14 protein-coding genes and 1 pseudogene are annotated in these 15,447 nt (G+C 65.9%); 1 reads left to right on the top strand and 14 read right to left on the bottom strand.

Annotated elements, in window-relative coordinates; all coding sequences use genetic code 11:
• A pseudogene (locus KHP60_RS17625) lies at positions 1-177 on the top strand (IS630 family transposase); the annotation flags it as partial.
• Between the two features lie 133 nt (positions 178-310).
• Here KHP60_RS17625 and KHP60_RS17620 read toward each other — a convergent pair.
• From KHP60_RS17620 to KHP60_RS17555, 14 genes are all read right to left on the bottom strand, one after another.
• Positions 311-3,298 carry a bifunctional [glutamine synthetase] adenylyltransferase/[glutamine synthetase]-adenylyl-L-tyrosine phosphorylase gene (locus tag KHP60_RS17620; protein WP_213565635.1) on the bottom strand — a complete coding sequence of 996 codons (2,988 nt, stop codon included), beginning with the start codon at positions 3,296-3,298 and terminating at the stop codon, positions 311-313.
• Positions 3,299-3,730: 432 nt separating this feature from the next.
• A complete protein-coding gene (locus KHP60_RS17615; protein ID WP_213565634.1) occupies positions 3,731-5,164 on the bottom strand; it encodes an ATP-binding protein in 1,434 nt (477 codons plus the stop codon).
• 10 nt (positions 5,165-5,174) lie between these two features.
• Positions 5,175-5,873: a response regulator transcription factor gene (locus KHP60_RS17610; RefSeq protein ID WP_213565633.1), complete on the bottom strand. Its 699-nt coding sequence runs from the start codon at positions 5,871-5,873 to the stop codon at positions 5,175-5,177.
• A gap of 139 nt (positions 5,874-6,012) precedes the next feature.
• Positions 6,013-7,230, bottom strand: coding sequence for a S1C family serine protease (locus KHP60_RS17605; RefSeq protein ID WP_213565632.1), 1,218 nt, complete (start codon positions 7,228-7,230; stop codon positions 6,013-6,015).
• Positions 7,231-7,498: 268 nt separating this feature from the next.
• Positions 7,499-7,846 (bottom strand): hypothetical protein, encoded by a 348-nt coding sequence (locus KHP60_RS17600; RefSeq protein WP_213565631.1) that lies wholly within the window; start codon positions 7,844-7,846, stop codon positions 7,499-7,501.
• 266 nt (positions 7,847-8,112) lie between these two features.
• A complete protein-coding gene (locus tag KHP60_RS17595) occupies positions 8,113-8,571 on the bottom strand; it encodes a cytochrome c-type biogenesis protein (RefSeq protein WP_213565630.1) in 459 nt (152 codons plus the stop codon).
• A gap of 3 nt (positions 8,572-8,574) precedes the next feature.
• On the bottom strand, positions 8,575-10,557 hold the full coding sequence (locus KHP60_RS17590) for a heme lyase CcmF/NrfE family subunit (protein WP_213565629.1): 1,983 nt from the start codon (positions 10,555-10,557) through the stop codon (positions 8,575-8,577).
• A gap of 15 nt (positions 10,558-10,572) precedes the next feature.
• Entirely contained in the window at positions 10,573-11,031 is a 459-nt protein-coding gene (gene ccmE / locus KHP60_RS17585) for a cytochrome c maturation protein CcmE (RefSeq protein ID WP_213565628.1), read from the bottom strand.
• A complete protein-coding gene (gene ccmI, locus KHP60_RS17580; RefSeq protein ID WP_213565627.1) occupies positions 11,028-12,128 on the bottom strand; it encodes a c-type cytochrome biogenesis protein CcmI in 1,101 nt (366 codons plus the stop codon). Before ccmI ends, ccmE begins: the two co-directional genes overlap by 4 nt.
• A 65-nt stretch (positions 12,129-12,193) precedes the next feature.
• The gene (locus KHP60_RS17575; RefSeq protein WP_311925144.1) at positions 12,194-13,591 is read right to left on the bottom strand and encodes a sensor histidine kinase; all 1,398 of its coding nucleotides are present in this window, start codon (positions 13,589-13,591) and stop codon (positions 12,194-12,196) included.
• Positions 13,588-14,259, bottom strand: a complete 672-nt coding sequence (locus KHP60_RS17570) for a response regulator transcription factor (protein WP_213565626.1) — start codon at positions 14,257-14,259, stop codon at positions 13,588-13,590. The genes KHP60_RS17575 and KHP60_RS17570 overlap by 4 nt, the downstream gene beginning before the upstream one ends.
• Before the next feature lie 14 nt (positions 14,260-14,273).
• Positions 14,274-14,588, bottom strand: coding sequence for a PepSY domain-containing protein (locus tag KHP60_RS17565; RefSeq protein WP_213565625.1), 315 nt, complete (start codon positions 14,586-14,588; stop codon positions 14,274-14,276).
• 95 nt (positions 14,589-14,683) lie between these two features.
• A complete protein-coding gene (locus KHP60_RS17560) occupies positions 14,684-14,893 on the bottom strand; it encodes a hypothetical protein (RefSeq protein WP_213565624.1) in 210 nt (69 codons plus the stop codon).
• A gap of 1 nt (position 14,894) precedes the next feature.
• Positions 14,895-15,443, bottom strand: a complete 549-nt coding sequence (locus KHP60_RS17555; protein ID WP_213565623.1) for a glycoside hydrolase family 108 protein — start codon at positions 15,441-15,443, stop codon at positions 14,895-14,897.
• Positions 15,444-15,447: the final 4 nt, after the last annotated feature.

The raw sequence follows: 15,447 nt of genomic DNA, 5'->3' as shown, positions 1-15,447 counted from the left end.
TACAGTCCGGATTTGAACCCGATTGAGCAGGTCTTCTCACAGATCAAAGCACATTTGCGCAAAGCCGAAGCCCGGACCGTCGAGGCGCTCTGGCGGGCCATCGGCGACATCTGTGATCTCGTCGAGCCCGAGGCATGCCGTAACTACTTCACCGCAGCCGGATACGGATTCGTCTGAATGACCGGTGCTCTAGATCCACAGCCGCAGCATCAGGTGTAAGACCCTCAAACCTCCCCTGCGACAATCCAACGGCCATGCTTCATTGGGGCAGCAACGGCCCTTCAACTTCCGGGCTGATGGAGTCGATCCATCAAGCGCGGCCGCATGTGGATTTCCGGCCGGCTGCAACCGTCAGTATCTCCCCGTAGAGGCTGGCCACCTGGCCTTGCGTCTCCTCCAGATGGTGCAGGAGCACTTTCGGATTGGGCAGCCCGGCGACGGTCGCAAGCCGCTTGAGAATGGCGGGCGAGACGGACGCGGGATCGAAGCGTCCCTCGATGGTGAGGCGTTGCCACTGAAAGACCGCGTTGAACAGGCGGTGAGCCTCCACGAGGCTGCGCGCCTCCTCCTCGTCGATCAGCCCGGCCTTCCCCGCCTCCGCAAACGTCTCTTCCGATGCATGGCCGATCAGGCTCGGATGGGCGGCGCCATGCGCCAGCACGAGGGCCTGCGCGATGAAGTCGAGATCGGTCAGACCGCCGCGGGCGAGCTTGAGATCCCACGGATCGTCGTCGCCTTTTTCCTGGGCGATGAGATCGCGCATGGAGCGGACCTCGGCGAAGACCTTTGCCGGCTCCCGCGGCGTTCCCACGATCCGCCTTACCGCCGCCTCGACCGCCGCGCCGAAGGCCTCGTCGCCCGCCAGCACGCGGGCGCGGGTGAGAGCCATGTGCTCCCAGAGATCCGCCTCCGTGGTCTGATAGGCGACGAAGCCCTTGAACTGCGACGCGACCGGGCCCTTGCCTCCTTGAGGCCTCAGGCGCAGGTCGACTTCGTAGAGGAGGCCTCGCCGCGTGGGCACCGTGAGCGCCGCTACGAGACGCTGGGTCAGGCGCGTGAAGTAGACCACCACGTCGAGGGGGCGCGGCCCCGTGCTTTCGCGCCGCTCCTCATCGAAATCGTAGATGACGACAAGATCGAGGTCGGATCCGGCCGTGAGTTCCTTCGTGCCGAGACGGCCCAGACCCAGGATCGCGATCTCCGCACCCGGCACCATGCCATGCTCGGCCTCGAACTCCTGCCGCACGCGTTCGAACGAGGCCCGGACGATGGCGGACGCGACGGCGGCATAAGCCTCGCCGGCCTGCGTTGGGGAAAGAATGTCCGAGAGAAGACGCGCACCGGTGATGAAGCGCATCTGCCGGGCCGCATCGCGGGCGCGGTCGAGGAAGTCCTCGTAGCTTTCGGGATGGCCGATGATCTGGCGCACCTGCTCTTCGATGGCCGTCTCGTCGACGAGAGGGATGTTGAACGCGGGATCGATCAGCACATCGAGCACGTGCGGGGATTGCGCCACGGTGGCGGCGAGGCGTGGTGCGGTGCCGAGGAGATCGGCAAAGCGCAGGCGCAGCCTGTCGTGGGATTGCAGGATCGTGAGAAGTTCGACGGCCGCCGGCATGCGGCCGAAGGCGCTGTCGAGGGCAGCGAGCGCACCATCGGGATCGGCCGTGCCGCCGAGCGCGGAAAGCAGTGCCGGCGTCAATTCGGTGAGCACCTCGCGGGCGCGGGCGCTCTGGATCGCGGGGCGGCGGCCGAAATGCCAGCCGCGCACGGTTTCCGCCACGCGCTCGGGCTCGCGAAAGCCGAGGCGCTGGAGCGTTGCAAGCGTCTCCGGATCGTCGGCGGTTCCGGTGAAGACGAGGCTGCCGGCATCGGAGGCGAGTTCCGGCCCCTCCTCGAAGAGAAGCGCGTAATGCCCCTGCACGATCTTCGCCTGATCCGTGAGGGCTTTGGAGAAGGCCTTGAGGCTGGAATAACCGCAGAACTTTGCGAAGCGCTTGAGCTGCTCCTCGTCCGCAGGAAGGCGCTGCGTCTGCTCGTCCGCCACCATCTGCAGCCGGTGCTCGATGGTGCGCAGGAAACGATAGGCGTCGGAGAGTTCGTCCCGCGCCTGCGCCGTGATCCATCCCTCATCGTGAAGAGCTTTGAGCATGTCGAGGGTGCGACGCCCACGCAAGGCCGGCCGGCGTCCGCCGAAAACGAGCTGCTGCGTCTGCACGAAGAACTCGACCTCGCGGATGCCGCCGCGTCCGAGCTTGATGTCATGGCCCGCGACCGCGATCTCGTCATGCCCTCGCACCGCATGGATCTGCCGCTTCATGGCATGCACGTCGGCAATGGAGGCGAAATCGAAATATTTGCGCCAGATGAAGGGGCGAAGCTCGTTCAGAAACGCCTCACCGAGTGCGAGATCCCCCGCCACGGGACGTGCCTTGATGAAAGCGGCGCGCTCCCAGTTCTGCCCGACCGTCTCGTAATAGACGTAAGCGGAGGACAGCGACATGGCGGTCGGCGTCGAGCCCGGATCGGGGCGCAGCCGATAATCGACACGGTGCACATAGCCGTCCGCGGTGCGCTCCTGCAGGAGCTTTGCGAGCTGCTGGGCGATGCGCGTATAGATTGTGGCCGCCTCGGAAGCGTCCTTCAGCGCGGTCGTCTCAGGATCGAAGAAGATGACGAGATCGATGTCGCTCGAATAATTGAGTTCGCCCGCCCCGTGCTTGCCGAGTGCCAGCACGGTAAAGCCGGAGCCTTCGCCGGGAGCCTCAGGGTTCTTGAGGGTAATGCGCCCGAGATCGGCCGTCTCGGTGAGAACCAGGTTCACGCCGCCGGCGACGGAAGCGTCCGCGAAGTCCGACAAGGCCTGCGTGACCTCTTCCGTGCCCCAGAGGCCACCGATATCGGCGAGAGCCACGAGAAGCGCATGGGCGTTGCGGTTCTGCCGGAACGCGCGCACGGCATCGTGTTTCGCGAGGGCGCCGGAACGCATGTCGCGGAACAGATTGGACTGGCTCTCGACGAGGGCGCGATGCGCTTCCTCCGGCGCCGCGAAGGCGAGCCTCGCCATCCGGGCCGGATTGTTGACGACAAGCTGCCAGAGGAAGGGGGAGTGGTCGGCCAGGGCCAGGAGGAGGTCGCGGAACAATCCGCTTTCGACATGGCTTGCGAGCGCCTCGGCCTCGGGCTCTTCCCGGACCCGTTTGACGAAGTCGGCCAACTGCGCCTTGGCGCGCTTCGTATCCGCAACCAGCGGGGCTTTCGTCAGGCGGTCGAGAAGGGGTTTCGTCTGGTCCGGCACGGCCAATCCATCGGTGTCTGCGGGCGCCTTGAGTGTTCACGCCGGAGAGCCGGTGGCAATCGAAAATTTGAGAGTGCCTCAGTTTGACCTCACACCCTCCGCGTCATCACCGGCCTTGTGCCGGTGATCCCGATTGTTCAGAGCGCGGCGCCTCACCGCATCGGGATGGCCGGGTCAAGCCCGGCCATGACGGCAGAGGGTGTGACGGGATGATGGAACACACTGGATGAGCCGCAGCCTTTCACCCGCCCCTCCACGTCGTCACCTCCTCCACGTCATCACCGGGCTTGTCCCAGTGATCCCGATCCGAAGGGCGCGGCGCTCTTCACATCGGGATGGCCGGCACAAGGCCGGCCATGACTAGGGAGGGTATCTTCAGGCAGCGCAGCCGGCACTGCCGAAATTTTGGCCTTACATCATCGCCTTGCGGATTCAAGCCGCCGATTGCAGGGGCGGCTGCGGCAGTTCGACGGCCTTCAGGGGCAATGCCAGGATCACCCGCAGGCCGGGCCCGTTGTCCTCCAGCAGAAGGGTTCCGCCGTGGAGCCGGGCCACGGCGGCGGCCAGGCTGAGGCCCAGGCCGAAGCCGGGGCGCGACCGGGCCGTCTCGAGGCGGACGAAACGCTCCAGGACGCGGCCGCGCTCGGCTTCCGGAATGCCGGGGCCCCGGTCCGCCACCGCGATGCGCACCTCGCCGTCGCTCCGATGGGCGGACACGCCGATCGTCGGAGGCGCTCCACCGGTTGCAGCGCCATACTTCAGGGCGTTGTCGAGGAGGTTCGCCATGGCCTGCCCCAACAGCTCCCGGCTGCCGTGGATCGGCAGGTCGTCCTCCACGGAAACCTCCAGCGATACGCCCGCCTCTTCGGCAGGCGCCTCGTAGAGTTCCGCCACGTCCCGGACCGCCTCGGCGGCATCGAAATCCGCCAGACCCTCGCGTGCGTTGCCGGCCTCCAGGCGTGCGATCATGAGCAGCGCGTTGAAGATGCGGATCAGGTTGTCGCTTTCCTCGATGGTCGCTTCGAGAGCCGATTTCAGCTCATCGGGGGTGCTCGCCGTGCGCAGGGCCTCGTCGGCCTTGTTGCGCAGCCGCGTCAGCGGTGTCTTGAGGTCGTGGGCGATGTTGTCCGAGACCTCCTGCATGCCGCGCATCAGCTCGCCGATGCGATCGAGCATGTCGTTGAGGTTTTGCGCCAGCCGGTCGAGCTCGTCGCCGGTTCCGGCGATCTTCAGACGCCCTCCCAGGTCGCCCGTCATGATGTGCCGCGTGATCTCCGTCATGTCGTCGACGCGCTTCAGGACGCGCCTTGTGATGAACCATCCGCCGACGCAGCCGAGCACGACGATGAAGAGCAGCGAATACCCGAAGGCGCGATAGATCACTTCCTGAAGGCGCCGGCGCTCCTCGATGTCGCGCCCGACGAGGAGCCTGAACCCGCCCGGGAGAAGATAGACCCGCACGATGGCCGTGTCGGGCCGCGTCTCCGTCTCGTCGGTGCGGTTGTAGAGCGTCTCGAACTGGCCGGTCCGGCTGAGCACGTCGGGAGGCAATGCGCCCACATTGCCGGCAACCCGCTCGCCGGCCTCCGTCGTAACGAGATAGAGCAACGCGCCCGGTGCGCGAGAGCGTCGCTCGACGCTGGTCACGAGACGGCGCAGGCCCCCGAACCTGTAAAGGTTGGACAGGCTGTCGATCTCGGTCTCGATCGTCGATATGAACTGCTGGGTCAGCAGCCGCTGGGCGTTCCAGGCCACGTAGCCCATGCCCACGAAAGCGAAGACGGTGAAGATGAGAAGATAGGCGAAGGAGAGCTTGAACGCGGTGGTCCGGACGAGCTTGCCGAGGGCGCTCATGGGGGCGTTCATCGGGGCACGCTCATTCCTCATCGCCGTCGGCGCCGACACGCACCATGTAGCCCGCCCCGCGGATGGTGTGGATCAGCGGCTTGTCGAAGCCCTTGTCGATCTTGGCGCGCAGCCGCGAGACGTGAACGTCGATCACATTGGTCTGCGGATCGAAGTGGTAGTCCCACACATGCTCCAGCAGCATGGTGCGGGTGACCACCTGATTGGCGTTCTTCATCAGGTATTCGAGCAGCCTGAACTCGCGCGGCTGCAGCACGATCTCCTGGCCCGAGCGGGTCACGCGATGCGACAGGCGGTCGAGTTCGAGATCGGCGATGCGGTAGAGCGTCGGCTCGGTATTGGGGGCCGATGCCCGGCGGCGCGAGAGAACCTCGACGCGGGCCAGAAGCTCGGAGAAGGCGTACGGTTTCGGGAGATAATCGTCACCGCCCGCGCGCAGGCCCTTCACGCGATCGTCGACCTGGCCGAGGGCGGAAAGGATGAGAACCGGCGTCTCGACCCGCTGCTCGCGCAGGGAGCGGATCAGGGAGAGGCCGTCGAGCTTGGGCAGCATGCGGTCGACCACGAGCACGTCGTAATGCCCCTCCTCCGCCATGGCATAGCCGTCGAGACCGTCGGCGGCGTGGTCCGCCACGTGGCCCGCTTCGCGAAACGCCTTGACCAGGTAGGAGGCCGCCTCTTTGTCGTCCTCGATGATGAGAATCCGCATAAGCCCACTTGTAACGCGATGAGATGCCCGACGGCAGGCCGGCCTTGGAGGGGGATGAGGCCAGCCTGCCGTGGGCAGAAGACACCAGGTGTCAGGGGCAATCAACTCAAAACCCTGGTGCCCTACTACCTTGTGTGGATCAGACGCCCTTCGGCTGGCTCGCGACCTCGAGGGTCACGGTCCGCTCCTTGCCCTCACGCCAGAGGGTGAGGGACAGGGACTTGCCCGGCGCCACGTTGGCGACCTTGCGGGATAGATCCTTGGCCTCGTTGATCGGCTGCCCGTCGACGGCGATGATCGTATCGCCGGTCCGGACGCCGGCCTTGGCGGCGGGACCGTCCTTCATGGCTTCGGCCACGAGGGCGCCCTTGGGCTCCTTGAGGCCGATGGCCTCGGCGATCTCCTTGGTCACCGGCTGCATCTGCACGCCGATGAAGCCGCGGGTCACGGAGCCCTTGTCCTTCAGGGAAGCCACCACGTTCTCGACGGTGCTCGCCGGGATGGCAAACGCAATACCCACATTGCCGCCCGAGGGCGAGAAGATCGCCGTATTCACGCCCACGACCTCGCCCGCGAGGTTGAAGGTCGGGCCACCGGAGTTGCCCTTGTTCACCGAGGCGTCGATCTGGATGAAGTCGTCATAGGGACCGGCGCCGATATCGCGGTGCTGAGCCGACACGATGCCGGCCGTCACCGTGCCGCCGAGGCCGAACGGGTTGCCGATGGCCATCACCCAGTCGCCGATGCGGGCCTTCTGGCCGGCGAGGCGGACATAGGGGAAGTCGTTGCCTTCGACCTTTAGGAGGGCGAGGTCGGTCTTGGCATCGGTGCCGATGACCTTGGCGTCGAGGGTCTTGCCGTCATCCATGGTGATCTGCACCTCGGAGCCGTTCTCGACGACGTGATTGTTGGTCACCACATAGCCGTCAGCCGAGATGAAGAAGCCGGAGCCGAGCGACTGGCCGAACTGACGGGGACGCTCACGGCGCGGGCCGCGGTCGCCGCGGTCGCCGGGCATCTGGTCGCGGAACTGGCGGAAGAAGCGCTCCATCGGGTGGCCCGGAGGCAGGTCCGGCATCGAGAACTGCTGACCGTCCTCGTCGTCGTTGTTCCGGTCGGCGACGTTCTGCACCTTGACCTTCACGGCCACGACCGCGGGCTTCACCCGGTCGATGACGTCGGCGAAGGACGGAACGCCCTGCACCGGCTGCGCCATGGAGCGCAATTCGGCATGGGCGGGATTGGGAGCAACCAGACCGCTCTCGACGGCGCCGCCCGCGATGATCGCGGCCACGGCCGCTGCGCCGAGCCACTTTGCGGTGCGCTTGCGGGCGGGAGTGGAAACCTTGTCCAACATGTCTTGTCTCTCCTGGATGAACCTCTTGGGTTCGTCATGAGAGCAAGATGGGGGTTCAAGCCTTACGGTACTCTCACCCGCAGATGAATTGTTGGTAAGGTTTCAGGAGAGGTCGGGCGGGAGGCTGGCCGGAAACAGGAAACAGGATCTCATCAGCCTTTTGTTGACCATCCCGATCCCGTGAAGCGCCGCGCTTCTCTTTAACGGGATCACCGGCACAAGGCCGGTGATGACGAGGGAAGTGAATACCGACCGAACTCCGAGGAGCCTACCTTCCCCCGCGGGACGAAACTCTGACCTTCCTGCCCTTGAGTTTAGTCTTGGTCGTCCTGACCGAAGCGATCTTGAGCTTCCGCCGTTCCATACGCGGTGCAATGCGACGAGGCTCACTTTGGCTCGACGCGACGACGCCCTGCCTGTCGCTGTCCGTCGCATCGTCGAGCACTCTTTGCGGCGGGAGCGGAGCGGTGCTGTGGGCCACGACGGTTCGGTTGATGCACTGAGCGACGTAGGCCGCGCGCCGCTCCACGATGCGGCGATAATCGTCGACCTCGATCTTTCTCTTGGGCGCGATGCGGCTCCTCGCCTCCACGCGGCAGGCTTCGCGTTTGGCCACGAGATCTTCGCTCGCTCGAACCGCGGAAGGCAATGCTAGAAGGATCAGACACAATCCAAGGGCCGCAAGTTTCACGACCGTACCTTTCGCGGGAATTTCGGGAGACGTGAGAGCCCGATATCAGGCGACCTCAAGCTTGGCACCGCGACAAAATGGCATGATCAACAGAAAGGATCGAAACTGCTTAACGCACGGAGTTGCGCCCTAGCAGGCGCGGCTTGATGTCCATGCGCGGGCCGTGTTCCGCCTGTTCTTGTCGCGTGCGCTCAAGCGCCCTGATCGCGCTTGAGCAGATCCTCGAGCGCCCTCTGCTCCTCGGCATCGAGTGCAGCGGCCGGCCGCGGCCGGCGTCGCATGGCCGCGTAGGCGCCGATGCCGCCGAGGATCAGGACGAGAGCGGGCGTCAGCCAGAGCAGCAGGGTATGGGTTCCGAAGGTGGGCTTGAGCAGCACGAATTCGCCGTAGCGCTGCACGAGGAAATGTTCCACCTGCTGGTTTGTGTCCCCGGCCACCAGGCGCTCGCGCACCAGGAGCCGCAGATCCTTGGCGAGCTGCGCGTCGGAATCGTCGATGGACTGGTTCTGGCAGACGAGGCAGCGCAACCCCGCCGAAATCTCGCGGGCGCGCTTCTCCAAGGCCGGATCCTTGAGCACCTCGTCCGGCTGTACGGCGAAGACCGGACCGCCGAACAGAAGCGCCGCCATGAGAGCGAGAACGAAGCGCATCGCCTACTCGGCCGGAACGGCGACCGGCGGCGCGACTTTCGCGCGAGCCGGAGCGCCGATGCGCAGGCGCCGATCCGTCAGCGACAGGGTCCCTCCTGCGGCCATCACGAGGGAGCCGATCCAGATCAGCAGAACCAGCGGCTTGTGATAGAGTCTCATGCCGATGGACCCGTCCGCCTGCACCTCGCCGATGCTGGCATAGACCTGGCCGAGACCCGTGGTCAGGATTCCCGCTTCCGTCGTGGGCATGCCACGGGTCACGTAGAGCCGCTTCATGGTCTCGATGGTGCCGAGCTCGCGGCCGGCGCCGAGGACCGTCAGGACGGCGACATCCTCCCGGTAATTGGCCTCGATGCGCGGCGTGACCTGCTCGAGCCGCACCTCATAGTCGCCCGCCCCGAGCCGCTCGCCCGGCCTCAGGCTGCCGATGGCTTCGACGCCCCAGGCCGTCGCGGCAATGCCGATGACCGTGAGGCCGACGCCCGCATGGGCAATGGACGTGCCCCAGGCCGAGCGCGGCAGGCCCCTCGCCTTTCGCCAGGCGACGGGGAGTGGAGCGCCCCTGGACCAGGACCGGGTGACGATCTCGTTGATGGAGCCGAGAACCAGATAGATCCCGAGGCCGATTCCGAGCGGCGCAGCCACGGGCCCGCCGTGCTGGAATGCCAACATGGCGAGGGTGGCGAGAAGCGCGATGCCGAACACCGCATAGAGGCGCTGGGCCGTGCCGAGGAAGTTGCCGCGCTTCCAGGCGAGCGTCTGACCGAGCGGCAGAAGCAGCAGCAGCGGAACGATCAGCGGCAAGAAGGTGAAGTTGAAGAACGGGGCGCCGACCGAAATCTTTTCGCCCGTCAGCACCTCGAGCGCCAGCGGATAGAGCGTACCGATGAACACGGTGGCGCAGGCGGTGGCGAGAAAGAGATTGTTGAGGACGAGCGCGCCCTCGCGGGAGACCGGCGCGAACAGGCCGCCCTGCTTGAGCATGGGCGCGCGCCAGGCGAAAAGCGCCAGCGATCCGCCGATGAACAGGATCAGGATGCCGAGAATGAAGGTGCCGCGCTCAGGATCCACCGCGAAGGAATGCACCGAGGTGAGCACGCCCGAGCGGACGAGGAAGGTGCCGAGCAGCGACAGGGAGAAGGTCAGGATGGCGAGAAGGATCGTCCAGACCTTCAGCGCGTCGCGCTTTTCCATCACGACCGTGGAATGCATGAGCGCGGTGCCTGCGAGCCAGGGCATCAGCGAGGCGTTCTCCACCGGATCCCAGAACCACCAGCCGCCCCAGCCGAGTTCGTAATAGGCCCAGTAGGAGCCCATGGCGATGCCGAGCGTCAGGAAAGCCCAGGCGCCGAGGGTCCAGGGGCGCACGATCCGGGCCCAGACCGCATCAATGCGCCCGTCGATCAGGGCCGCGCAGGCGAAGGCGAAGGAAATCGAGAAGCCCACATAGCCGATGTAGAGCAGCGGCGGATGGATCGCGAGACCGGGATCCTGCAGCAGCGGGTTGAGATCCTGTCCTTCCGGCAGTGCCGGAATGACGCGCGTGAAGGGATTCGAGGTCGTGAGAATGAAGAGCAGGAAGGCAATGGTGATCGAAGCCTGAACCGCGAGCGTATTCGCCTGCAGCCGCATGGGGATGCTGTTTCTCGCGAGCGCCACCACGCCGCCGAAGAGAGCGAGGATCAGCACCCAGAGCAGCATGGAGCCCTCGTGGTTTCCCCACACGCCGGAGATCTTGTAGATCAGCGGCTTGGCCGAATGGGAGTTCTGGACGACGTTGAGCACCGAGAAATCGGAGTTCACATAGGCGAAGGTCAGCGCAAGAAACGAGAACGCAATGCAGGCCAGCACGGCGAGTGCGCTCGTGGGCGCAACGGCCATCAGGACGGGGTCGTTCGCGCGTGCACCCCAGAGCGGCACGACGAACTGGATCAGGGACAACCCAAGGGCCAGCGCAAGTGCGAAATGTCCAGCCTCGACCAACACGAGGATTCTCCCTTGCTACTGCGTCTTGGGCGAAGCATTGGCTTCGCCCTGCCAGTGGCCCTGCTTCTTCAAGGTATCGGCCACCTCGCGGGGCATGTAGTTCTCGTCATGCTTGGCGAGAACGGAATCGGCCCGGAACACGCTCGGACTGACGAGCACGCCTTCGGCCACGACCCCCTGCCCTTCGCGGAACAGATCGGGCAGCAGGCCCTTGTAGCTCACCTGGATCGCCGCCTGCGCATCCATGACCTCGAAGGTGATCTGCTGGTCGGAATTGCGCTGAACCGAGCCTTCCTTGACGAGGCCGCCGAGGCGGATGCGCGTGCCGGGCTGCACGTTCTTCGCCTGGATGTCGGCCGGCGAATTGAAGAACACGATCGTGTCGTTCATGGCGTAGAGCACGAGACCGAGCGCAACCGCGAGGACGCATCCTGCGATTCCGATCAGGGTCAAGCGGCGTTGCTTTCTCGTCATGGCTGAGCGTCGGTCAGTTTCAGTTCCTGCGCCATCGTGTCGATGGTCTTCAAGGCGGCGTTGTCCTGCGCCAGCGCCTCTCGGGCGCGCCGGGCTGCGGCCATGGCTTTATCACGCTGGCCCAGAACCGCATAGGAGCGCATCAGTCGCGCCCATTCTTCCGCCGTGCCTCCCTGCGCCTCCAGGCGGCTGGCGAGGCCCGCCACCATGCCGGCAATCGCCTCGGGTCCGATCCGGGGTTCGCCCGCCGGGCCTGTCGCCGCCTGCGGGGCGCCGAGCGAGGCGAGTTCCTGCTGCACCGCCCCGACCCAGGGAGCATCCGCGGGAGATGTGGAGAGCAGCTCCGCATAGGCGGCTTTCGCCTTCTCGATCTGCCCATCCTGCACAGCCGCGCGGGCGAGATAGAAGCGGGCTCTCGGCGACGCCGCATCGAGCTTGACCGCCTGCTCGAAGGCTTGCTGCGCCTCGCCGGAGACGAGGCCGTCCTTGGCAAGCACCAGGGCTTCGCCGTAACTGGCGAACCGGTCCGCATCCGGAGGCAGATAGCGAACCGCCGCGCCGTACGCCTTCACGGCATCGTCGATGCGGCCCATGCGCATGTAGACCGGGGCGATCACCTCCCAGCCGCGGCCGTCCTGTGGATTCTTTGCCAAGTGGCTCTCGATCTGGGCCACCGCCGTCATGAGGTCGACATTGCCGGCCTGCTGCGGCATCTGCGCCGCGGGCGGCCCGGACAGCATCTGCGGCGAACCGTAGATCTCATAGGTCGCGAGCGCGAGGATCGGGATGATCGACAGAGCCAGGGTCGAGGCGGCGCGGCGGCGGCGCAGGGCCGGCTCTCCCACGGCCGCGAAATGCCCGTGGTGGGGGCCCGTCGCCCGCAGAAGGCGACGAGCGGCCTCGGCCTTGGCAGCTTCGGCCTCGCTGGGCAGAAGCACGCCGCGCGCCTGGTCGCGGTCGATCTCGGCGATCTGCTCACGATAGAACTGCGTGTCAGGGTCCGCCTGCCGCGTCACGGCGTAGTGACGCGACAGCGGCCAAAGCACCGCCATCACGGCTGCCGCCGTCATTGCCAGGAGGATTACCCAGATCACCATAAAATCCTAAATATCGCGTCTGACCCTCAAGCACGACGGTGGCACGGTGTCACGCGTAAATGTCCCTAGGTCGAACTCCTATCCCCGGGGAGTTCCAGGATGGCCCTGAGGCCGCCCATGGGCGAAGCGTCGAGTCTCAAGGAGCCGCGATAAAGGGCCGCCAGGTCACTGACGATGGAAAGCCCCAGGCCCGAACCGGGCTTCGTTTCATCGAGACGGCGGCCGCGCTTGAGCACGTCCTCCCTGGCCGCCTCCGGCAAACCAGGCCCATCGTCGTCGATAAGCAGGCGGAAGCGGGGCCGGTCGTCCTCGCGCACGATCTCGACCGACACCTCCACCTTGCGCGCGGCCCATTTGGACGCGTTATCGATGAGGTTGCCCGCCATCTCCTCGAGGTCCTGCCTCTCGCCGCGAAAGCGCAGATCCGGCGGGATGGCCAGTTCGACCGCGAGATCTTTGTCGCGATAGATCTTGGCGAAGGTACGGGCGAGGCCCGCGATGACGGGCTCGGCTTCGGTGAGCGTTCCGAGCGTCCCCGCAAGCGCCGCCGCGCGGGCCCGGTCGAGATAGTAGTTGACCTGATCGCGCATGGTCGTCGCCTGCTCGCGGACCCGTGCGGCGACATCCTCGGGCGCGTTCTCGGCCTCGTTCATGATGATGCTGAGAGGCGTCTTGAGCGCATGGGCGAGATTGCCCACCTGCGTACGGGCGCGTTCCAGGATCTCGCGGTTGGTATCGAGGAGAAGGTTCAGCTCGCCGGCGAGCGGGGCGATGTCCCGGGGATATTCGCCCGCGATCCGCTCCGCCTCGCCCCGCCGGATCGCCCCGAGCGCGCTGCGGAGATTGGCGAGCGGCCGCAGGCCGAAGCGGATCTGCAGCAGCGTGGTGAAGCCTAGGCCGATGCCGAGGAGTGCGAAGGTCACCGTGAGCGCGAAGATGAAATCCCGCACGGCCGCATCGATCTCGTCGGCTGGACCCGCGACCCGGATGATGTAGCGTCCATCCTCGCCGAGATCGATATCCCGCTCGATGATGCGCAGGGAGCGCTCGTCGGGCGCCCTGCCGTAGCCGCGGCGGATCTGCCCGAATCGGTTGTCGCCGGAGGCGAGATTCGGCAGTTGGCCGCCGAACAGCGATTTCGAGGAGCGGATCTCGCCGGGCACCGCATTGGGCCGCGCCACCTGCCAGTACCAGCCGGACAGGGGCAGCTCGAAGCGCGGATCGCCGATGGGGCCGAGATCCCGGTCCGGGTCGCCCGGTCCGACGAGGTTGGAGGCGAGCGTGTTGGCGTAGACGAGGAGGCGCTGGTCGAACGCGCGCTCCGTGTTGTCCCGGTAGAGCGTCGACAGGATGAGCCCGGCGATCAGCAGGATCACGAAGCTCCAGAAGACGGAAGAGACCGCCAGGCGGACCGCGATGGGCCGGCTGGCAAAGCGGCGCACGAGCGGCGACAGGCCGGTCACGTCTTGGTCTGGCTCGCGTCGAGGAGGTAGCCCAGGCCCCGAACCGTCTGGATGATGTCGACGCCGAGCTTCTTGCGAAGCCTGCCGATGAAGACCTCGATGGTGTTCGAATCCCGGTCGAAATCCTGATCGTAGAGATGCTCGGTCAGCTCGCCCCGCGAGACGATGCGGCCAGTATGGTGCATGAGATAGGACAGGAGCCGGTACTCGTGGGAGGTGAGCTTCACCGGGTTGCCGTCCACGGCCACACGGCCCGAACGGGTATCGAGCTTCACGGGCCCGCAGGCGATTTCGCTCGTGGCGTGGCCGGCCGAGCGGCGCAGGAGCGCACGGACGCGGGCAAGAAGCTCTTCCATGTGGAAGGGCTTCGTGACGTAATCGTCGGCGCCCGCGTCGAATCCCTGGACCTTGTCGCTCCAGCGGTCGCGGGCCGTGAGGATGATCACGGGAGTCTTGCGCCCCTCGCGGCGCCACGCGGTCAGGACGGAAACGCCGTCGACCTTCGGCAGGCCGAGGTCGAGGATGACGGCGTCGTAGGGCTCGGTCTCCCCGAGGAACTGCCCTTCCTCGCCGTCCATGGCGGCATCCACCGCGTAGCCTGCCTGTTCAAGGGCAGTCACGATCTGCTTATTGAGGGTTCTGTCATCCTCGACAACGAGTAGGCGCACGGTTCGAGCTTTCTCTAATGGACCGATTTCACACGCCCGGAGGAGCCGTCGATCATCACCTGCACGATGCGACCATCCTTTTGCAAGACCATGATCACATAGACAAGGGCATCGCTGTTGCGGCAGAGGCTGGCCCGGACCACGTCCGCCCCCGGTACCTGGCGCCGCGCCGTCATCACGGCGGACGCCGGCGCGACAACGCCTTTTGCGGCAACGGCCTCCTGCATCTCGCGCGGGGGAAGGCAATTCTTCAGGGCGGCCGCCGCGCTCTGCGCGAACGCCACCCCCATCATGCCCCACAACGCTATGACCAGCCAAACCAGACGCATGAAGCGACCATGCCCTTGCCGCACTGAACAAATTCTGAATGCTCCCGAGGCCGGCCCCGTGCGGCAAGACCGGCCCCATCCCTTTGCAAATGCTTCTAATTCAGAATCTGTTTCGTGGCCACGATCCGGAAGATCGTCGAGGCGATGAAGCTTGCCGCTGCGACGAGCTGAACGAACGCCTCCTCGAAAGCGCCCGCGGCGAGGGCCGAGCCGTCGAAGCCGAACAGGCCGAGAACGAGGGCCGCAAGGCCGATCAGGTTGGCCCAGACGGTACGGCTGGCGAGAATGGTCTTGGTATCGAACATGTCAAACATTCCTTGATGACGAGGATGGAAGGGATGCGAGCCGGAGAGCCTCCTGCTCGACGGCGAGAACGCGCCTGCGCCAGCCGAGGCCGAAGACCGGCCAGGTGGCGAGGCGGCCGAGAAAACCGAGGCGGGCTTTCGTGAGGCGGCGAATGGCCTGCGGGACGTCGGCTTCGCGGGCGGCATTCAGGGTCACCGGTCCGACGACCCCGTCCGCCTCGACCCCGAGAGCCGTCTGCAGCATCTTCACGGCCCGGGTGGGACCCGAATTGACCGCCAGGTCGAACGTGGCGAGATCGAGTCCCGGCGGAAGCTCATCGGCGCGCACCGCATCCCAATAGTGCTGCCGGTAGATGGCGATCGCCTCCTTCCGGCTCAGGCGGCGAACGTCGTTGACGGATGCCGGGCGCCTCTTCGCCCGGGAGAGCGTCTCGCGGGTGATGCCGAACTTGGTCGCCCCACCCGGATCGCGGGGGTGCTGAATGAAGCCGCCCTCATGCCTCAGCACATGCTGGACGGCTCTTTCGAAGCGCGATGGAGCAGCGGTCATGCGC

This window comes from Microvirga sp. 3-52, assembly GCF_018383585.1.
Lineage (GTDB): Bacteria > Pseudomonadota > Alphaproteobacteria > Rhizobiales > Beijerinckiaceae > Microvirga.
This window is presented reverse-complemented; position numbering and strand designations above follow the sequence as displayed.